Raw genomic sequence first — 18,474 nt, forward strand, 5'->3', positions numbered from 1 at the left:
GACCCTCGGTAATCGACACGCGCGGCGGTCAGGCACGAGCCGCCGCCCACCCTGATCAACGAGCGCGCGCGCTCCCCGACAACGACTGTTCGAGCGCGGCCACGCCGGCCGGCAAGTCGACGCCCACCCCGAGGTCGACCATCGTGCGGCCCAGTGCGTGCAGCGTGCGGAACAGGTTGTGTTCGCGGCATTGCTCGCCCATCTGTCCGATGCGCACGATCGGCAGACCGAACGAGCCCGAAATCTCGACCTGATGGTGGCGTGAGATATGGCCGCACACATCGTTGGGGCTGAAGCCGTCGGGCATTTGGATCCCGACGACCGAGTTCAGCCGGCATGGCTCGGGCGCATACAGCGCCAGGCCCAGCGCCGAGATGCCCGCTTGCAGGGCGAGCGAGCACTTCAGATGGCGTGCGAAGCGCTTCTCGAGCGTTTCGGCGCACACGAGCCGCAGCGCCTCGTGCAGTGCGAGCACGCCCGAGACAGGCGCCGTGTAGTGATAGCCCGCGTTGTGCCAGAAATTCTCGGCCAGCGACGCATCGAGACACCAATGCGCGCCCACGCGCTCGCGCGTCTTCACACGCTGCCAGGCCGCGTCCGAGAATGCGATCAGCGACACGCCCGGGATCGAGGACAATCCCTTCTGCCCGCCGGTGATGACGGCGTCGATGCCCCACGCATCCATCTCGAGCGGCATCGTGCTCAACGTACAAACGGCATCGACGACGACGAGCGCGCCCGCCGCCTTCGCGAGCGCCGCGATGTCCTTGAGCTGATGATTCCAGACCGTGTTCGAGGTCTCGCCTTGCACGATCGTGACGATCTCCGGCCGCTCGCGCGCGAGTGCCGCGCTCACGTCGTCGAGGCTCGCGACCGCACCGTCGGGCACTTCCAGCACGGCGACGTCGGCCCCGCAGCGCTGGGCCATCTCGGCCATGCGCGCACTGAAGAAGCCGTTCTTGATCGAGAGCACGCGCGTGCCCGACCAGGCGAGGTTCGAGATTGCCATCTCCATCGCGGCCGAGCCCGGGCCCGCGACGCCGAGCACCCATTTCGAGCGCGTCTGAAACACATAGCGCGCCATCTCCTTGACCTGCCCGATCACCTTCGCCATCGTCGCGCCGAGGTGATTGATGACGATCGTGTTCGCCTTGGCGACGGCGGCCGGGATCGGCACAGGGCCGGCGCCCATCATCAGCAGCGGCTCTTCGGGAAGGATGGCGTCGAGCGAGACGACGTCGGGGCAAGGAATCGAGGTCACGGATGTGGACATGGTCGGGGCATTGGCGATCGGCGTGTTGAAGGAGGAAATCGCGCTCGGGCAGCGCATGCCGCGCCGCGTGCGCCTTACAAGGGCCACATCGCGACGGGAGTCTCGATCATTGCTGCATTCGTATGCGTCACGCAAGCCTTTTTGACCGAGCGCGGTGTCGAATGCGGCGCGCCTCGTCGTCACATCGTGCGGGCTTCTCCTCGCCGCCCGCACGCCTCAGTCATGCACCTCGGTCACGCGCCGCACAAACTCATCAGCAGCTCCGCCTCGCGCTCGTGCACCTCGACCGGAAACGCGGTCGCGCCCGCATGGGCCAGATAACGCGCCCGATGCTGCCCGTTGCGAAAGGCCGCGACGCCTTCGCGCTTGAGCCCGAGCAACCCTAACAGCCCGCGCGCGTGGCGCGCGCGGATCGTCACGTAGGGCATCGCCGGGATGCGCGCATTGTCGGGGTCGAGAAATTCGCGGATGCCGCGTATCTTGCCGCTATGCCAGTCGCCGACGGGCGGCAGCACGTAGTCGGTGTCGTCACGGTCCGCGCATTCGAGCAGCTTGTGCGCGTCGACGACGACGACGCGATGGCGTGACTGATCGTCCTCGAACACCCGCTTCAGGCGAACGTGGTCGTAGTAAGGATGGCCTTGGAGGGGAACGATCCAGACCGGCTCGGAGCCGGCCGCGGGCGCGAGGGCAACCGCATGGGTCGATGCGGACGAGTGCATGACGTACGTATGATCGGTAGAACATCGAGCGCCGCGCTTAACGTTTGCGCAACGCCGCGGCGACGAAGCCGGAAAGCCGCGTAGCCTAGCGTTCCGTCATGACGGTTTCGTGACACGCAGAACGCATACATCCGATTGTCGCGCTGTTTTCGCGCCTAGGGGGACATTTGTTATGACAGAGAGCTTTGGCGAACACGTCCGTATCGAAGCACAGGCAGCCGTGGCGACGATCGTGCTCGAACGCGCGCACTGCCGCAATGCCGTCGACGGGCCCACGGCGGCCGCGCTGGAAGCCGCGTTCGCGCGTGTCGAGGCAGAGCCTGCGTGGCGCGCTGCCGTCCTGTTCGGCGCGGGCGGCACGTTCTGCGCGGGTGCCGATCTGGCGGCGATGCAGGACGAGACGCGGCGCAATGCCGTCACGGCCGACGGCACTGGGCCGGGGCCCATGGGGCCCACACGCATGCTGCTCACCAAGCCCGTCATCGCGGCCATCGCCGGCCATGCGGTGGCAGGCGGGTTGGAACTGGCGGCTATGTGCGATTTGCGCATCGTCGAGGACGATGCCGTCCTCGGTGTGTTCTGCCGCCGCTTCGGCGTACCGCTGATCGACGGCGGCACGATTCGCTTGCCGCGACTGATCGGGCTCTCGCGTGCGCTCGATCTGATCTTGACGGGCCGTGCCGTCGATGCGCACGAAGCCTATGCGATGGGACTGGCCAACCGCGTCGTGCCCAAGGGCCAGGCGCGCGCGCAAGCCGAGGCGCTGGCGGCGCAGCTGGCGGCGTTTCCGCAGGCAGCCCTGCTGGCCGACCGCCGCTCGGCTTACGACAACAGCCTGCTCGACGATGTCGCGCAGGCCCTCGCGCGCGAGGGCGCGGGCGGCTATCGTGCGTTGTTCGACGAAGGCCTGGCCGGCGCGGCGCGCTTTGCGTCCGGCGCCGGACGCCACGGCGAGCCAGCGAGCTCGGCCATCACCTCGCCGACACCGCGCGAATCCTGACGCACCATCAAAGACGGCACCAGGCTCGCGCGGCTTGCGTCCTCACACTCAGCTACGCGCGGGCAGGATCGTGCCGACGCAAGTGCCGAAGCCGACACGGTAGCCGTCGCCCTGACACCAGCCCGCGAGCGTGAGCTCGTCGCCGTCCTCGATGAACGTCCGCGTGCCGCCGCTTGCCAGTTCGAGCGGACGCGCGCCGTTCCAGGTCAGCTCGAGCAGGCTGCCGAGCGAGTCGGGCGTCGGCCCGCTGATCGTGCCCGAGCCCATCAGATCGCCGACGCGCGTATTGCAGCCCGATACCGTGTGATGCGCGAGCTGCTGCGCCATCGTCCAGTACATGTGCTTGAAGTTCGTGCGTGCGATGGTCGTCGCCTGCGGCGCGCCGCCCGGCCGCAGCTGGACCTCGAGCGCGATGTCGAACCCGTGCTGACCCTCATGGCGCAGGTACGCCAGCGGTTCGGGCTCCTGCTGCGGCTGCGCGACGCGGAACGGCTCCAGCGCATCGAGTGTGACGATCCACGGCGAGATCGTCGTCGCGAACGTCTTCGCATTGAACGGCCCGAGCGGCACGTATTCCCACTGCTGGAAGTCGCGCGCGCTCCAGTCGTTGAGCAGCACCATGCCGAAGATGTGGTCCTCGGCCTCAGCACACGAAATCGGTTCGCCGAGCGCATTACCGCGTCCGACAACGAAGCCCGTCTCGAGCTCGATGTCGAGCTTGCGGCACGCGCCGAAAATCGGCCGCTCGTTGTCGGGCAGCTTCAGCTGCCCCATCGGACGACGCACCGGCGTGCCGGAGACGACGACCGACGACGCGCGCCCGTTGTAGCCGATCGGGATCTCGAGCCAATTCGGCAGCAGCGCGTTCTTCGGATCGCGGAACATCGTGCCGACGTTCGTCGCATGCTCCTTCGACGAGTAGAAGTCCGTATAGCCGGGGATATCGAGCGGCAGATGCAGCGTCGCATCGGCTTGCGGCACGAGCACGCGCGCGCGCAGCGCCGGGGCATCGCGAAGTAGCGCGCAGTTCGCGTCGAGCAGCGTGCTCAGGGCGATGCGCACGCTGCGCCACGTCTCGCGCCCGAGCGCAATGAACGGATTGAGCACGGGCTGCGCGAATACGTCGCCGCTGCCCTCCGGCAATGTCAGCTGGCCGGCCGCCTGCAGCGCGGCCAGATCGACGATCACATCGCCGATCGCCACGCCGACGCGCCGCGCGCTGTTGCGCGTGTCGCTGAAGATGCCGAACGGCAGGTTCTGAATCGGAAAATCGCACGTCGCCTCGTTGGCGCTAGCGAGCCAGCTTTTTTTCGACGCGCTCAGCGTCGCCTGAAGATCCGCGTTCATGGGCGCTCCGGGTTGAAATGTTTGGCGAGCCCTTGCCAGCACTCGAAATAGTTGGCCTGCAGCTGGCCGCTCTCGAGCGCAAAGCGCGTCGGACGCAGCAGCGTGCGCGTCTCGAACATGAACGCCATCGTGTCGGCCACCTTGTGCGGCTTCGTCGTATCGCTCGCCGATGCCTTCTCGAACGTGCCGGCATCGGGGCCGTGGCCTGACATGCAGTTGTGCAGGCTCGCGCCGCCCGGCACGAAGCCCTCGGCCTTCGCGTCGTAGACGCCGTGCACGAGCCCCATGAACTCGCTCGCCACGTTGCGATGGAACCAGGGCGGACGGAACGTGTCCTCGGCCGCGAGCCAGCGCGGCGGGAAGATCACGAAGTCGATCGTGTCGACGCCCGGCGTATCGCTCGGCGATTGCAGCACGAGGAAGATCGACGGATCGGGATGGTCGTAGCTGATCGAGCCGATGGTATTGAAGTGCCGCAGATCGTACTTGTACGGCGCGTAGTTGCCGTGCCAGGCCACCACGTCGAGCGGCGAATGGCCGATGTCGGCGCGCCACAGCACGCCATTGAGCTTCGTGACGAGCTCGAACGCGCCTTCGCGGTCCTCGTAGGCCGCCTGCGGCGTGAGGAAGTCACGCGGGTTCGCGAGCCCGTTCGAGCCGATCGGCCCGAGGTCCGGCAGCCGCAGCAGCGCGCCGAAGTTCTCGCAGACGTAGCCGCGCGCCTCGCCGTCGGGCAGCTGCACGGCAAAGCGCACGCCGCGCGGAATCACGGCGATCTCATACGGCGCAACGTCGAGCCGGCCCATTTCGGTCGCGATCTCGAGGCGCCCCTGCTGCGGCACGATCAGCAGCTCGCCGTCAGAGTTGTAGAAGAAGCGATCGTCCATCGAACGGTTGGCCGCATACAGATGGATCGCGCAGCCCGACATCGATTCGGCCGACCCGTTGCCGGCCATCGTGACGAGACCGTCGACGAAATCGGTCGGCGTGCCCGGCATCGGCAGCGGATCCCAGCGCAATTGGTTCGGCGGCGTCGGCGGCACGTCGCCGAAGTTCGCGACGAGACGCGACGAGGGCTCGCCCGCGCGCGGCGCGAGCCGTTCGAACGGCTTGTGCACAGCGGCTGGGCGGATGCGGTAGAGCCAGCTGCGGCGATTGTGCGAGCGCGGCGCCGTGAACGCGGTGCCCGAGATCTGCTCGGCGTACAGCCCGTAAGGCGCACGCTGCGGCGAGTTGCGGCCGACGGGCAACGCGCCCGGCAGCGCCTCGGTGGCGAATTCGTTCGCGAAGCCCGACAGATAGCCGGGTTCCACGTCGCGGCGAGAGGTGTCCTGCATGGTGATGGTTCTCCGTTATGACGATTGAGCGGCGCGCGTGGCACGGCGGCCGGGTTCGCCTGGCGTGGCGCGCGTAGCGCCGGCCAGGCCGACCACGAACAGCGCCGAGCACAGCACGGGCACGGCCGCCGCCTGAAACAGCGCGGCGTTGGACCAATTGAGTGCGATCAGTTGCCCGCCCACGAGCGGCCCGAGCACCGAGCCGATGCGGCCGATGCCGAGGCTCCAGCCGATGCCGGTGGAGCGCAGCGTGGTCGGGTAGTAATGCCCCGCGAGCGCGTTGACGGCGGGCTGCCCGCCGACGACGCAAAAGCCGGCCGCGAACACGGCTACGAGCAGCCACGGCAGCGCATGCGCGACGCTCCCGATCGCGCCGACGAACACCGCCGCACACGCGAACGACACGAGCAGCACGCGCACGAAACCGAAGCGCTCGATGAGCGAACCGAGCAGCACCGTGCCGACGACACCGCCCGCTTGCAGCATCGTGCCGACGAGGACAGCCGTGCTGCTCGCGTAGCCGGCGTCGCGCATGACGGTCGGCAGCCAGTTCGACAGGAAGTACAGATCGATGAGGTTCATGAAGCTGATCGCCCACAGCAGCAGCGTCACACCCGTGCGGCCGGCGCGAAACAGCTCGGCCACGGGCGCGCCGGCCTCGTTGTGCTCGCGCACGGCAAGGCGCGTATCGCGATCGAAGGGGCGCGTCGGATCGAACTTGGCCAGCCACGCCTTGGCGCGCTCGATGCGCCCTTTCACGACGAGAAATTGCAGCGATTCGGGCAGCAGTACGAGCATCGCGATGCCGAGGACGAGCGGTACGACGCCGCCGACGTAGAACACGGCGCGCCAGCCGTACGTCGGGATCAGCGCCGCGCTGACGAAGCCGCCCAGCGCCGCGCCGACCGTGAAGCCGCACGACACGAGCATCATGCGTTTGACGCGATGCGCGTGCGGCGAAAATTCGCCGACGAGCGCCATCGCGTTCGGCATGATGCAGCCGAGCCCGAGCCCCGTGACGAAGCGCACGGCCATCAGCGCGGGGATCGTCGAGACGAGCGGCGTGGCGAGCATCGTCAGCGCGAAGGCCAGCGTCGCGCCGATCAGCACGGGCCGGCGACCGATGCGGTCGGCCAGCACCGACAGCCCCAGCGCACCGAGCAGCATGCCGACGAGGCTCGCGCTGAACACGGGGCCGAGCGCCGCTTTCGGCACATGCCATTCGGCAATCACGCTCGGCGCGACGTAACCCATCGCCTGCGCGTCGAAGCCATCGATGACGAGGCACAGCCCCATCAGCGCGAGCAGCATGAAGTGGAAGGCGGGATGGTGCGTCTCGCCGAGCACGCGTTCGACTTCTACGACGTTGGTCTTCGCCGGCTGTGGATTCATCGCTCAGGTCTCCTGATGGGTCTTGTTCTCAACTGCGGGGGAATCTTGAGGAGACGGCGCGCTGGCTGGCTCGACGTCTTGGCGCGCAAGCGCGAACGCTTCGTGCAGCACATCGGCATCGCCGATGTGATTGGCGAGCAGCAGGATCAGCTTGGCGTTCACGAGCTCGCTCGCTTCGGCCGACAGGTCGCGGTGCATGTCGATCAGCGCTTCGTAGAACGCGTCGGGGTCGGCGAGGCGCGGCTCGGTGAGCAGGTGCGCTGGCGTACGGGGTGCGGTCATCGTCATGTCTCCTCGGGCTCGCCCATCAAGCCGCGCCGATCGCGCGGTCTAGTGCCGCGCGCACGGCGCCGGCGTCGAACGCGCGCCAGCGCGCACAGACGTGTTGATCGGGGCGCAGCAGATAGAACGTGCCGGGCCGCGCGTCGTAGCGCGCGAACGCATGACCGTCGCTGTCTTGCACGAGCTCGATTCCGGCCACGCCGGGTGTACCTGCCCGCGCCGCGGTCAACCCATCGGCAACGCCCGCCCCGCCCTTTTCCGTGACGACGACCGTTCGCACCGGCACCGGTTGCGCATAGAGCGCCGCCAGCTGCTGCACGAGCGTCGACGTGAGCTCGCTGGCGTCAGCGCAAAAGAGCACACCCGTAAACGTCTGACCGAGGCGCCTGAGCAGCCACGCCGGCTCGTCGTCCTCTCGCACGGGCGCATCGAGCGCCGGCGCGCCGGGCACCATTGCGCCGACAAACGCGTCGCCAGGCCGATCGGGCGTATTGAGCGGCGATGCGCCGAGCACCGCGGGCACCGACAGCCGGCCGCTATTGACGAGCTTGCGCGCGAACGCGCAATCCTTCGCGAGCGCGAGCGTCGCATCGCGGAACTGGCGCGAGACATCGCTCTTGGGCGTGATGAAATCGGTCGAACGCGTGGAGTGGCGAATGTTCTCGTCGGCCGCGAATTCGCGCTCGCTCGCGTAGCTGTCCAGCAGCCGGTCCGGCGCCTGACCTTGCAGCACGAATGCAAGCTTCCAGGCCAGGTTGTCGGCATCCTGCACGCCGCCGTTCGCGCCACGTGCACCGAACGGCGAAACGCCGTGCGCCGCGTCACCCGCGAACAGCACGCGGCCGTGCCGAAACGAATCGAGCCGTTCGCAGCGGAACGTGTAGACACTGACCCACACGAGCTCGAACTGCGCATCGGCGCCGAGCAGCGCGCGCACGCGTGCGTTCACGCGCTCGGGCTCCTTCTCGAGCACGGGGTCGGCATCCCAGCCGAGCTGAAAATCGATGCGCCACAGGTTATCGGGCTGGCGATGCAGCAGCACCGACTGATGCGGATGAAACGGCGGATCGAACCAGAACCAGCGCTCGGCCGGAAAGTCGGCCGTCATCCTCACGTCGGCGATCAGGAAGCGATCCTTGAACGTGCGCCCGTGCGCGTCGAGATGCATGAGCGCACGCACGGCACTTCTTGCGCCGTCGGCGGCCACCAGGTATTGGGCTTCGAGCGCGTACTCGCCATCCGGCGTCTCGACGCGCACGCGGACCGCATCGGCCTGCGGCTCGATCGCGATCACCTTGTGCTTCCAGCGCATGTCGAGATTGGCGAGCTCGGCCGCGCGTTCGGCCAGATAGCCCTCGACGTAGTACTGCTGCAGGTTCACGAACGCGGGCCGCTCGTGCCCGGCCTCCGGTAGCAGGTCGAACGAGTAAACCCGTTCGTTCTTGAAGAATACGCGCCCGACGTTCCATCTGACGCCCTTGCCCGCGACGCGCTCGCCACAGCCGAGCCGGTCGAGGATCTCGAGCGTGCGCTTGGCAAAGCAGATGGCACGCGAGCCGCTCGCCAGCGTGCAATCGTCGTCGAGCAGCACCACTGGCACGCCGCGCTGGGCCAGGTCGACGGCACAGGCCAAGCCGACTGGCCCGGCACCGATCACCACGACCGGATGGCGCACCGGCTCGCGAGCAAGACGGTCCATGCTCGGGCGGTAATCGAACGTGAGTGTTTGATAATCGGTGTCCATGATTGACGATTCGGGCGCAGCGGCGCACACCCCGTGCGGCGGCACGGGATTTACGAATAGTAAAACGGATTACGCATCGTTAAATCAACGTAAACCCTGATGGAGCGGAGACCGTCAATATCGATATAAGTATTCGGTCGATCGTCGACACCGCGCAGCCTGCTACCATAAGGATTGCGCCCCATTTGTCCCCATGATCCCTCCAACTATTTCCGCGCTGCTCGCGCACGCCGCCGACCACCCTTTCCTGTGCGAGCACCTGTCGCTCGATCTCGAGCATGACGTGCCCGGGGCGGCCGCGTACGCGCACTTTCGCGACATACGGCTCGAAAGCGCCTACCAGCCGATTTTCGATGTCAGCATGAACGGCATGCAGACACTGTGGTCTGCGCCCGACAGCGCCGACCGCTTCGGGGATGAGCTGGGCTTTCAGGCACTGACGCTGCGCGCCGACGGCGCGCCGTTCGATCCGTTCGACACGGTGGAAGACGATCGCGAGCTCGTCGCGCTCGATCGCTTGGCGCGCACGCTGCACGCGATCAACTTTTTCGGCGCGCAACGTCACGGCCTGCTGTTTCTGCGCGTACACGAGCGGCTGCTCAAGAGCGTGAAATACGACCACGGGCAGCACTTCTCGTCCGTGCTGGTGTCGTTCGGCCTCAATCCGGCCCGCGTGGTCATCGAACTGCCGAGCGCGGCCGTCGCACATCGCACGTTCCTTGGCTATCTGACGCAGAGCTATCAGCGCCACGGGTTCAAGGTGGCGGGCAATCTGCCGAACGCGGGGCACATCATGTCGGTCTCGGACATGGCGCGGCTCGACTTTCTGAAGATCGACGGTGCGGCCGTGCTACGCGACGCGATGGCCAAGCCGCTGATGAGCTACGCGAACCGGCTGCGCATCCCACTGATCTTCGACCGCGTCGCCACTGAAACGCAGTTCGACGCGTTGCAGCAGTACGGTGCCCGGTTCGTCCAGGGACCGCTGTTCGAGCGGCACGCGAGCACACGCTGAAACATAGGGCCGGCCCGCTGGTTGGCCGCTGGTTGGCCGTTTTCCGGCCGGCTTGATGCAAGGTCGGGCCGTATGTCGTACGCGCCGCGATTGCGCGGTTGCCTATGCCGATTTGACCAAAGTTAGTAATTTTATATACTTAACATAAACTCGCTAACTTCCCTCAAATTCAATGGACCCGATCCGCAACCCCTATGCACCGGGTGCCGGCAGCCCGCCGCCCGAGCTGGCCGGGCGCGACGCGCTGCGAGAACAAGTCCGCGTCTGCGTCGAACGCCTGCGCCACGGTCGGCCGGCCAAGAGTGTGCTGATGATCGGCCTGCGCGGCGTCGGCAAGACCGTGCTGCTCGATCAGATGCGGCGCGACGCCGAAGCGGCCGGCATCCAGACCATCCGTATGGAGGCGCCCGAGCACCGCTCGCTGCCGGCGCTGCTGGCGCCGCAGCTACGGCTTGCGCTACTGCGGCTCTCGCGCGTTGATAGCGCGAAAGACCTCGCCATCCGGGGCCTGCGCGCGTTGGCCGGCTTCGCGGGCAAGCTCAAGGTGGCCTACCGCGACATCGAAGTCGGACTCGACTACGAGCCCGAGCCAGGCCTCGCCGACAACGGCGACCTGGAGAGCGACCTCTCGGCACTGCTGGAGCAGGCCGGACAGGCCGCGCGTAGCGCGGGCACCGTGCTCGCGATCTTCATCGACGAACTGCAATATGTGCCCGAACCGCAAATGGCTGCGTTGATCTCGGCACTGCACCGCTGCGCCCAACTGCAAGTGCCGGTCGCCATGATCGGTGCGGGCCTGCCGCAGCTGCGCGGCCGCATGGGCGAAGCGAAGTCGTACGCCGAGCGGCTCTTCGACTTTCCCGCGTTGGGGCCGCTCGCGCAAGCCGACGCACGCGACGCGCTCGTGAAGCCGGCGCACAGCGAAGGTGCCGACATCGAGCCGCAAGCCGTCGACACGATCATCGCGCAGACGGAGGGCTATCCCTACTTCCTTCAGGAATGGGGCAAGCATGCGTGGGACATGGCACCGGCCAGCCCGATCACGGCGGCCGACGTGACGAATGCCTCGCGCGAGGCCGTTGCCGCGCTCGACGAGAATTTCTTCGGGGTGCGCTTCGACCGGCTCACCCCGTCGGAGAAGAAATATCTGCGGGCCATGGCCGAGCTGGGACCGGGGCCGCATCGCTCCGGCGACATCGCCGAGCAACTCGGCCGGCCCGTGCAGTCGCTGGGCCCGACGCGCGCGAACCTCATCGCCAAGGGCATGATCTGGAGCCCTACGCACGGCGACACCGCCTTCACCGTGCCGCTGTTCGACAGGTACATGAAGCGCATCATGCCTGGCCAGGCCTGGAAACACGACGAAGCCTGAAGCCCCCCGCGTGGCGGGTGCGAATCTGCGCCCCGCCGCCTCCGCTAACGAGCCTGGCCGAACCGGCGTGCCAGCGCTCTGAGGCGCGGCGCGATGCGCTCGCGGAACACCCCCTCGCCCATCGACGACGCCGGCCCGCTGCAACTGAGCACGAGCCATCGTCCATCGCGGGGATCGCGAAACGGCACGGCGACCGCATTCACGTCCGCATGCCAATCCCGAAACGAAAAACACGCGCCATCGCGCTCGAATGCGGCGATCTCGCGCAATGCGGCCGCCACCCATGCCACCGCGCGCCCGCCCTTGCCCGCCGTTTGCTTCAACTCGGCCAACAGTGCGGCTCGTTCAGGCTCGGGCAGCACGGCCAGATAGGCTCGCCCCATTGAACTCGTCAGCATCGACAGCCGCGACCCTGGCGCGAGGCCCAGTGTCAGGGCCGTCTCGCTGCGGATCGTCTCCAGGTAGACCATATCGAGCCCGTCGCGACAGCCCAGCGACACGGCCGCCCCGATCTCGTGCGCCAACGCGCGCATGTGGGGGCGCGCGAGCTCGAGCGTGTCGGTGCCCGCGAGCAGCGCAAAACCGAGCGAGAGCACGCCAGCGTCGAGCGCGTACTTGCCGAGCGCCTCGTCAAAGCGCAGATAGCCGAGCACCGTCAGCGTATAGGCGAGCCGATTGACGGTCGCCTTCGGCAAGCCGGTACGGGCCACGAAATCGCGATTGCCGAGCATCGTCTCGCCGGGCCGGAAGGCCCGTAGCAGCTCGAGTCCGCGCGCGAGCGCGACGACGAACTTGCGTTCGTCGACGGCTGCGTCGAGCGCCGATGCCGACAGCGGCAGGTCGGCGGTGCCAGGCGGAAAGGAGGCGGACATCGTCGGTGGCGAGGTGCTACACTCAGGTGCGGTTTGCAAAACAGTGTTCCGCATAGCGGAACTCAAGTCAAGCATTGATCAGGAGAAGACGATGGCCGACGCTGCCCGGTTCCACTGGGACGATCCGCTGCTGCTGAACCAGCAGCTGACCGAAGACGAACGCATGGTGCGCGACGCCGCGCATGCCTACGCGCAAGACAAGCTGCTGCCGCGCGTGACCGAAGCGTTCCGCCACGAGCGCACCGACGTGGCGATCTTTCGCGAGATGGGCGAAGTCGGCCTGCTCGGCCCCACGATCCCTGAACAGTACGGCGGCCCCGGTCTGAGCTACGTCAGCTACGGGCTCATCGCGCGCGAAATCGAGCGCGTCGATTCGGGCTACCGGTCGATGATGTCGGTGCAGTCGTCCCTCGTGATGGTGCCGATCTTCGAATTCGGTTCGGACGATCAAAAGGCCAAGTACCTGCCCAAGCTCGCGAGCGGCGAATGGATCGGCTGCTTCGGGCTCACGGAGCCGAACCACGGCTCGGACCCGGGCAGCATGGTCACGCGGGCACGCAAGGTCGACGGCGGCTATGCGCTGTCGGGCGCGAAGATGTGGATTACGAACTCGCCGATTGCCGACGTGTTCGTGGTCTGGGCCAAGCTCGAAGAAGACGGCAAGGACACCATCCGCGGCTTCATCCTCGAGAAGGGCTGGAAGGGCTTGAGCGCGCCTGCCATTCACGGCAAGGTCGGCCTGCGCGCATCGATTACGGGCGAGATCGTGCTCGACGACGTGTTCGTCCCGCACGAGAACATGCTGCCGAACGTCGGCGGGCTGCGCGGCCCGTTCACGTGTCTGAACTCGGCACGTTACGGCATCGCCTGGGGCGCGCTCGGTGCGGCGGAATCCTGCTGGCATACGGCACGCCAGTATGTGCTCGACCGCAAGCAGTTCGGCCGGCCGCTCGCGGCCAATCAGCTGATCCAGAAGAAGCTCGCCGACATGCAGACCGAAATCACACTGGGCCTGCAAGGCGTGCTGCGCCTGGGCCGCATGAAGGACGAAGGCACGGCCGCGACGGAAATCACCTCGATCATGAAACGCAACTCGTGCGGCAAGGCGCTCGACATCGCCCGGCTTGCCCGCGATATGTTGGGCGGCAACGGCATCTCCGACGAGTTCGGCGTCGCGCGCCATCTCGTCAATCTCGAAGTGGTCAACACGTACGAAGGCACGCACGACATCCATGCGCTGATTCTCGGACGCGCGCAAACGGGCATCCAGGCGTTCTTCTGACACGGCTTGCCGCGTACGCGCGCCGGCGTCAACGACGCGCGTCGCGAGCAGCCCGACCTTTGTAATTTCACTCGATCCGAGCCACACTTCTGTTCGCTGGACGCAACTCGACTTTCGTCGCATCGGCATGCGGCACGGACCTTGCCTACCGCCCTGGAACGTTTCATGCGCGGACGGTAAGGCAACGCGCATGCTCGCGAGCCGCTCCATCTTTGGTACGATGCGCGAATAGACGAAACTAGGGGGCTCTAATGTCAGAAGTCAACAAGGAGAGATTGATGTCCGATATCCGAACCGTCCTCGCCGATGCCGAGGATCTCTTGAAGCAGGCCGCAAGCGCGACCGGCGAACGTGCTTCGGAACTGCGCGAAACGGCGCTGAGCCGGCTCAAGCAAGCGAAGGAAAAGGCGGCGGACGTCCAGGTCGTCGTGGTCGAAAAAGGCAAGAAGGCGGTGCGCGCAACCGACGATTACGTCCATGAACATCCGTGGACCGCGATCGGCATTGCCGCCGGCGTCGGCGTGCTCGTCGGTCTTCTGATCAACCGCAAGTAACGACACTCGCGCTCCGCGGGAAGCTGGCTTCGCACCGGCTTTTCGCCGCCGGCATTGGCCCGCAGCCGGCCAATGCGTGACGCATGCGCGGCGGGAGGACCCGCGCCGCCGCGCACGTCGTGCCCTGTGCTCCGCCCTCTCCCCCGTTACGCACGCTCTTCGTCCATCCCATGCCCAACGACACCCAATCGCCACATGACTCGCACGCCCACGGGCCGCTGCGCCGCATGGCCGGCTCTCTCTTCGCGTTGATGCAAACGCGGCTCGAGCTGCTCGGCATCGAGCTTGCGGAGGAGCGCGAACGGATCGTCGCGGTGCTGTTCCTGGGCATCGTCGCCGTCATGCTCGGGATGATGGCGCTGATCAGCCTGACAGCCCTGATTGCCGCCGCGTTCTGGGACACCTATCGCTGGCAAGTGCTTGCCGGCATCACGATCGTCTATGCAATCGGGGCCGTCATCTGCGCCCTGCGCGCGCGAAGCGGCCTGCGTGACGCCCCGATCGTGTTCGAGGCGACGCTGAACGAGCTGGAAAAAGATCGCGATATGTTTCGCGAGCGGTGATGCGCACCTCGCGCACACGCCCTTTGAATCGCTTTGAATCGACGAGCACCGACCCTCCTATGAGCCAACCGACATCGCATCGTGCGAACGGCCGCCGCCGCTCCCCCGTCAAGGAGATGAGCACGCCTCAGCTGCGCGCCGTTCGCAAGGAGTTGCTGCTGCTGCGCGCCGACGTCGAGCGCGCGGAATTCATCAAGGCGCGTACCGAGCTGAGCAAGACGTTCACGAGCTTCGGCTGGCTCAAGCTGCTGGTTCCGGGCTTCGTGGCCCGCAAAGCGAAGGGTTCCGGCAAGGGCATCAATACGAGCCTCAGCGAGTGGGTCGCCAACCATCCGTTGGCAAGCTCGCTCGCTTCGATGATCCTCGGCAAACCGCTGCGTGCCGCGCTGAGAGCCGGCGCGAAGCCGCTGCTGAAATGGGGCGCGCTGGGCGCGGCGGGCTTCGCCGCCTATCGCCTCTGGAGACAGTTCGCGCACCGCGACCACGGTGAGACCGGCGCCGATGCCGATGCCAAGGCCGACACAGGCACGACATCGGAGTCGACGGCGTCGTGAATCCATGCGGCTTGGGTTCGTAATCGGATCTATCCGGTCTATCGAACCACGCTGGCCACGGCAGTACGTTTCCTGACTCATCGCGTCCCCGCATTTCCGCATCTCGCGCCAGCGCTAACGCGCCAGCCAGCAATCTCCGGCACGCGCCACACCCTGCCCCATGCGATTCGTGCGTTTGCCCGATGCATCGAGTGCATAGATACCGCAGCGGTCATCGCGCATCGGCCCCGACTCCACCGGAACGGCTTCGATCGCGTAGCCACCGTTATTCCGATCCGCCGGCAATACGCGCAACAGGTAGACCGCCGCGCCGTCGGCCGGCGCTTGATCGAGACCGCTCGGCAAGGCCGCTATGCCGCGCTCATTGCCGCCATACGCTTCGATGAACCGTGCCGCGCGATGAAGCGCAATGACCGCATCGGCACGATGACCGCGCGCCACCTGTCCCACGAGCGACGGTATCGCGTACGCAGTCAGCACGGCCACGATCGCGAGCGCGACGATAAGCTCGAGCATCGACAACCCGTGATCGCATCGGCGACATCGGTGACATCGACACGACACACGGCCGCTCATGACGGCCTCGCCGCTACGCGGCGCCAATGACGTTGCTCGCGCCCCGCCTCGACCACGATGGCAAGCTGCAGCCAGACTTCGGTGGCCTCTCGTGCACCGAAGCCTCTGGCCGTCAACAGATAGGCTTGCGCCAGTGGCCGGCGCGCAAGCCGCCACGGTTCGATCAGGCACAGCGGCGGGCGGCGCGCACCAAGCCACGACGGCAACGGCGCGAATGCATGCGGGCCGTCGAACGCCGACGAACGTCGCCAGCCGGTCGGCTCGCCCGCCACAGCCGGCAAGATCGGAACGAGGCCGCCCGACTCGAGCGCATCGGCACATCGCACCAACGCGGCATTGGCTGCTTGGGTGGCGAACAGATGGTCCTCGACGTTGGACGCGCGCCGCCCATCGATCGTCGCAAGCTCGAACGATGCCGCGGAAATCACGAGCATCATCGCGACGAGCGCCAATACGACCGGTAACGCCATACCATGCATCGCGCGACGCCTGCCGTGCAATGCGTACGTGCAGCCACTGCAGCTACCGACACACCTCGAATGCCACCCGCCTCCGCTACAGCTCATCGTCATATCGCCTCGCTGTTGCGCACGACGACGTGTCGAGAAAATGTCTCGCGTGTATGTCGGTCGACATTGGGCAAGCGCGCGCCATCGCAATCGGTATAGCGGGTGGGCTGTGTCGACCAAGCCCCGCGCACTACAACGCAAACGTCGACCGCGATAACCTGCTCCCAACGATCGGCGGCGATCTCGTGAGCGCGCAACGGCATCTGTTCGCCACGCAACCAGTAGCCGATCGCCAGACGCTCTATCCCCGCGACAACGGGCTGCTTGCCGCGTACCTTGCCATTGCCTTCGCAATAGAGCTGCCACTCGCCCCCTGCACGCGGTCGATCGACGAAGAATCGATTGACGATGACGGCAGGCTCACCCGCGTTGCCAACGCGTTGCCCGAGGCAATCAGTCACTTCGCCCGCGGCACTGGGCCATGTCGACACGGTGTCGCCGACGTATCGCACAGTGATCGCATCGGAATGCTGCGCGAGCGCTGCGCAGCGGACAGCGGATGCTCGGTCCGTAGAACCCATATTCGAACAGCCGAAGATTACCGGCTCGATGTATGAACGCGGGAGCGACCAATCGGGCGGCACGAAGCCCGCCATTTGAATGTGCTGCGCGAGCAGCGTCAAAGCCGTCGCGCCGGCATCGCGCATCGATTGCGCGTCGGCAGTTCGGGCGAACGCCTCGCGCTGCGCCTGGTAGAGGCGCAGCGCACCGGCGATGACGAGCAGACTCAAGGCCAGCGCGATCATCAATTCGAGCAGCGTGTGGCCAGAGTCCGCGCTGTTGCCCCTGCCCTTGTCCCTATCGAGCGGATGGAAGGTGTAGCGACGTGCATGCATGGCAATCACCGGCTAGCGCTCCAACGGAGCGGGCGGGACGAAAGGCACCGCCACACAAGCGTGGCCAGAACGCATTGCCGAGTGCGGGCAAGCGAGCCCCGCAGGCTGGCCGACCATCGCCTCGTTGCCTTCGCTCGAACGCGGCATGGCCCAACGGACGATCGCTTGGGATATGCCCTGTGCCTCGTCGCTGACGAATACGTCGGCATTGGGCAAGCTCGCCGCGGCGCGTGCTTGCCAACGCGCGAGCGCCGGCGCCACTGGCCCATGCATCGCCTCCGCCACCGACGCGGCAATCGCGACGGCATGCGCCCGTTGCCCCGCCAGTCGCTCACCACCGGACGCCCACCATTGGCCAGCCAATGCCCCGAGCATCGTCACGGCCAACAACGCGAGCGCGATGAGCACTTCGAGCAGCGAGCTGCCCGGCGCCGAACGAATCGCTCCATGCCTCACGCGTCGCTCCCGCAACTGCCGTCGACGAATCGCGCACGGCCGCCGGCCGCGATATACACGCAGCGCGACGAATCGGGCCTACGCCCCTGCATAGATGCCGATCGCGACGAAATCTCGAAGCGACGAAAGCCACCGATCACCTGGCCCACGGGCGGCGTGAAGCCCACTTCGGCTGCGCTGCTCTTCACCAGTACGGGGCCTTCGGGCAAATACCTGCGCAGTATGGTGGCCAGACCTCCCACATCGGCGACGACTGCCCAGCCCGCTGTCCACTCGACGCCGCCGCGGTCGCGAGCCGCGCGCGCCGCGCAACGCTCTGCGGCATCGAGCCGGCAAACGACGACGCGCGTACCCCGCCGCATCGCCTCGCTCTTTGCATACGCCAGACTGGCAACCAGAGCACGCGCGCTCGCGTCCACGCGATCGCGCGTTTGCCAGGCCAGGAACGAAGGCGATGCCGCGACCGCCATCAATGCGATCAGTGTCGTTACGACGAGCAGTTCGGCGAGCGTGAACCCACCGCATCGCCTACGCCGTGTGTAACTTTCCTTGGATAGCGCATGTTTGCTTCGCATTCCGAACATCCTCGTCGATCGAATGCGAGCAATGTAACGAGCGCAAAACGTCGCCGCCATCTGCCGTTCGGCATAGTGGCGCGCGCGTGCCGTCACACGCAACAATGGCGCGTCACATCAATGGCGAGCGGGGAAAGCGATGCAGCGGAGGGA

20 protein-coding genes are annotated in these 18,474 nt (G+C 66.7%); 7 read left to right on the forward strand and 13 right to left on the reverse strand.

The window, feature by feature from the left end; genetic code table 11:
* Window positions 1-55 precede the first annotated feature (55 nt).
* On the reverse strand, window positions 56-1,273 hold the full coding sequence (locus tag D7S89_RS07620) for a pyridoxal-phosphate-dependent aminotransferase family protein (protein ID WP_121277354.1): 1,218 nt from the start codon (window positions 1,271-1,273) through the stop codon (window positions 56-58).
* 233 nt (window positions 1,274-1,506) lie between these two features.
* A complete protein-coding gene (locus D7S89_RS07625; protein WP_121277010.1) occupies window positions 1,507-1,995 on the reverse strand; it encodes a plasmid fertility inhibition factor family protein in 489 nt (162 codons plus the stop codon).
* Window positions 1,996-2,167: 172 nt separating this feature from the next.
* Between D7S89_RS07625 and D7S89_RS07630 the strand changes: the two genes are divergently transcribed.
* Entirely contained in the window at window positions 2,168-2,995 is an 828-nt protein-coding gene (locus tag D7S89_RS07630) for a crotonase/enoyl-CoA hydratase family protein (protein WP_121277011.1), read from the forward strand.
* A gap of 48 nt (window positions 2,996-3,043) precedes the next feature.
* Here D7S89_RS07630 and fahA read toward each other — a convergent pair whose 3' ends face one another.
* Genes fahA through D7S89_RS07655 form a run of 5 tightly spaced genes read right to left on the reverse strand, consistent with a single transcriptional unit; the run spans window position 3,044 to window position 9,097 of the window.
* The gene (gene fahA / locus D7S89_RS07635; RefSeq protein WP_183085120.1) at window positions 3,044-4,342 is read right to left on the reverse strand and encodes a fumarylacetoacetase; all 1,299 of its coding nucleotides are present in this window, start codon (window positions 4,340-4,342) and stop codon (window positions 3,044-3,046) included.
* Entirely contained in the window at window positions 4,339-5,679 is a 1,341-nt protein-coding gene (gene hmgA / locus D7S89_RS07640) for a homogentisate 1,2-dioxygenase (protein WP_121277013.1), read from the reverse strand. The genes fahA and hmgA overlap by 4 nt, the downstream gene beginning before the upstream one ends.
* A gap of 15 nt (window positions 5,680-5,694) precedes the next feature.
* Window positions 5,695-7,071 (reverse strand): MFS transporter, encoded by a 1,377-nt coding sequence (locus D7S89_RS07645; RefSeq protein ID WP_121277014.1) that lies wholly within the window; start codon window positions 7,069-7,071, stop codon window positions 5,695-5,697.
* Window positions 7,072-7,074: 3 nt separating this feature from the next.
* Entirely contained in the window at window positions 7,075-7,353 is a 279-nt protein-coding gene (locus tag D7S89_RS07650) for a DUF2783 domain-containing protein (protein ID WP_121277355.1), read from the reverse strand.
* A 25-nt stretch (window positions 7,354-7,378) separates the two neighbouring features.
* Entirely contained in the window at window positions 7,379-9,097 is a 1,719-nt protein-coding gene (locus D7S89_RS07655) for an FAD-dependent oxidoreductase (RefSeq protein WP_121277015.1), read from the reverse strand.
* A gap of 193 nt (window positions 9,098-9,290) precedes the next feature.
* Between D7S89_RS07655 and D7S89_RS07660 the strand changes: the two genes are divergently transcribed.
* Window positions 9,291-10,112: an EAL domain-containing protein gene (locus D7S89_RS07660; protein ID WP_121277016.1), complete on the forward strand. Its 822-nt coding sequence runs from the start codon at window positions 9,291-9,293 to the stop codon at window positions 10,110-10,112.
* Between the two features lie 172 nt (window positions 10,113-10,284).
* Window positions 10,285-11,484, forward strand: coding sequence for an ATP-binding protein (locus D7S89_RS07665; protein WP_121277017.1), 1,200 nt, complete (start codon window positions 10,285-10,287; stop codon window positions 11,482-11,484).
* Between the two features lie 44 nt (window positions 11,485-11,528).
* Here the strand turns inward: D7S89_RS07665 and D7S89_RS07670 are convergent, their stop codons facing one another.
* Window positions 11,529-12,356, reverse strand: a complete 828-nt coding sequence (locus D7S89_RS07670) for an IclR family transcriptional regulator (RefSeq protein ID WP_121277018.1) — start codon at window positions 12,354-12,356, stop codon at window positions 11,529-11,531.
* A gap of 91 nt (window positions 12,357-12,447) precedes the next feature.
* On the opposite strand from D7S89_RS07670, the gene D7S89_RS07675 reads away from it, so the two are divergent.
* From D7S89_RS07675 to D7S89_RS07690, 4 genes are all read left to right on the forward strand, one after another.
* On the forward strand, window positions 12,448-13,638 hold the full coding sequence (locus D7S89_RS07675; RefSeq protein WP_121277019.1) for an acyl-CoA dehydrogenase: 1,191 nt from the start codon (window positions 12,448-12,450) through the stop codon (window positions 13,636-13,638).
* Window positions 13,639-13,889: 251 nt separating this feature from the next.
* Entirely contained in the window at window positions 13,890-14,192 is a 303-nt protein-coding gene (locus D7S89_RS07680; protein ID WP_121277020.1) for an ElaB/YgaM/YqjD family protein, read from the forward strand.
* A gap of 170 nt (window positions 14,193-14,362) precedes the next feature.
* Complete coding sequence (locus D7S89_RS07685; protein ID WP_121277021.1) at window positions 14,363-14,755, forward strand: phage holin family protein; 393 nt, start codon at window positions 14,363-14,365, stop codon at window positions 14,753-14,755.
* 59 nt (window positions 14,756-14,814) lie between these two features.
* A complete protein-coding gene (locus tag D7S89_RS07690; RefSeq protein WP_425470758.1) occupies window positions 14,815-15,309 on the forward strand; it encodes a DUF3318 domain-containing protein in 495 nt (164 codons plus the stop codon).
* A gap of 114 nt (window positions 15,310-15,423) precedes the next feature.
* Here D7S89_RS07690 and D7S89_RS07695 read toward each other — a convergent pair whose 3' ends face one another.
* From D7S89_RS07695 to D7S89_RS07715, 5 genes are all read right to left on the reverse strand, one after another.
* On the reverse strand, window positions 15,424-15,885 hold the full coding sequence (locus D7S89_RS07695; protein ID WP_121277357.1) for a type IV pilin protein: 462 nt from the start codon (window positions 15,883-15,885) through the stop codon (window positions 15,424-15,426).
* Window positions 15,882-16,355 carry a pilus assembly PilX family protein gene (locus tag D7S89_RS07700; RefSeq protein ID WP_245982752.1) on the reverse strand — a complete coding sequence of 158 codons (474 nt, stop codon included), beginning with the start codon at window positions 16,353-16,355 and terminating at the stop codon, window positions 15,882-15,884. The genes D7S89_RS07695 and D7S89_RS07700 overlap by 4 nt, the downstream gene beginning before the upstream one ends.
* Window positions 16,356-16,453: 98 nt before the next feature.
* Window positions 16,454-17,290 carry a PilW family protein gene (locus D7S89_RS07705; protein ID WP_121277358.1) on the reverse strand — a complete coding sequence of 279 codons (837 nt, stop codon included), beginning with the start codon at window positions 17,288-17,290 and terminating at the stop codon, window positions 16,454-16,456.
* A gap of 12 nt (window positions 17,291-17,302) precedes the next feature.
* Entirely contained in the window at window positions 17,303-17,746 is a 444-nt protein-coding gene (locus tag D7S89_RS07710; protein WP_121277023.1) for a type IV pilus modification PilV family protein, read from the reverse strand.
* Window positions 17,743-18,321 (reverse strand): GspH/FimT family pseudopilin, encoded by a 579-nt coding sequence (locus D7S89_RS07715; RefSeq protein ID WP_121277359.1) that lies wholly within the window; start codon window positions 18,319-18,321, stop codon window positions 17,743-17,745. The genes D7S89_RS07710 and D7S89_RS07715 overlap by 4 nt, the downstream gene beginning before the upstream one ends.
* Window positions 18,322-18,474: the final 153 nt, after the last annotated feature.

The organism is Trinickia fusca, assembly GCF_003628145.1.
Lineage (GTDB): Bacteria > Pseudomonadota > Gammaproteobacteria > Burkholderiales > Burkholderiaceae > Trinickia > Trinickia fusca.

Bases quoted from the DNA above. Each gene is read 5' to 3' on its own strand.
- D7S89_RS07715 (WP_121277359.1), bottom strand. From the start codon at position 18,321: ATGCGAAGCAAACATGCGCTATCCAAGGAAAGTTACACACGGCGTAGG.
- D7S89_RS07700 (WP_245982752.1), bottom strand. From the start codon at position 16,355: ATGGCGTTACCGGTCGTATTGGCGCTCGTCGCGATGATGCTCGTGATT.
- D7S89_RS07695 (WP_121277357.1), bottom strand. From the start codon at position 15,885: ATGAGCGGCCGTGTGTCGTGTCGATGTCACCGATGTCGCCGATGCGAT.
- D7S89_RS07690 (WP_425470758.1), top strand. From the start codon at position 14,815: ATGAGCCAACCGACATCGCATCGTGCGAACGGCCGCCGCCGCTCCCCC.
- hmgA (WP_121277013.1), bottom strand. From the start codon at position 5,679: ATGCAGGACACCTCTCGCCGCGACGTGGAACCCGGCTATCTGTCGGGC.
- D7S89_RS07630 (WP_121277011.1), top strand. From the start codon at position 2,168: ATGACAGAGAGCTTTGGCGAACACGTCCGTATCGAAGCACAGGCAGCC.
- D7S89_RS07655 (WP_121277015.1), bottom strand. From the start codon at position 9,097: ATGGACACCGATTATCAAACACTCACGTTCGATTACCGCCCGAGCATG.
- D7S89_RS07705 (WP_121277358.1), bottom strand. From the start codon at position 17,290: ATGCATGCACGTCGCTACACCTTCCATCCGCTCGATAGGGACAAGGGC.
- D7S89_RS07680 (WP_121277020.1), top strand. From the start codon at position 13,890: ATGTCAGAAGTCAACAAGGAGAGATTGATGTCCGATATCCGAACCGTC.
- D7S89_RS07670 (WP_121277018.1), bottom strand. From the start codon at position 12,356: ATGTCCGCCTCCTTTCCGCCTGGCACCGCCGACCTGCCGCTGTCGGCA.
- D7S89_RS07660 (WP_121277016.1), top strand. From the start codon at position 9,291: ATGATCCCTCCAACTATTTCCGCGCTGCTCGCGCACGCCGCCGACCAC.
- D7S89_RS07685 (WP_121277021.1), top strand. From the start codon at position 14,363: ATGCCCAACGACACCCAATCGCCACATGACTCGCACGCCCACGGGCCG.
- D7S89_RS07625 (WP_121277010.1), bottom strand. From the start codon at position 1,995: ATGCACTCGTCCGCATCGACCCATGCGGTTGCCCTCGCGCCCGCGGCC.
- D7S89_RS07665 (WP_121277017.1), top strand. From the start codon at position 10,285: ATGGACCCGATCCGCAACCCCTATGCACCGGGTGCCGGCAGCCCGCCG.
- D7S89_RS07650 (WP_121277355.1), bottom strand. From the start codon at position 7,353: ATGACCGCACCCCGTACGCCAGCGCACCTGCTCACCGAGCCGCGCCTC.
- D7S89_RS07620 (WP_121277354.1), bottom strand. From the start codon at position 1,273: ATGTCCACATCCGTGACCTCGATTCCTTGCCCCGACGTCGTCTCGCTC.
- D7S89_RS07675 (WP_121277019.1), top strand. From the start codon at position 12,448: ATGGCCGACGCTGCCCGGTTCCACTGGGACGATCCGCTGCTGCTGAAC.
- D7S89_RS07645 (WP_121277014.1), bottom strand. From the start codon at position 7,071: ATGAATCCACAGCCGGCGAAGACCAACGTCGTAGAAGTCGAACGCGTG.
- fahA (WP_183085120.1), bottom strand. From the start codon at position 4,342: ATGAACGCGGATCTTCAGGCGACGCTGAGCGCGTCGAAAAAAAGCTGG.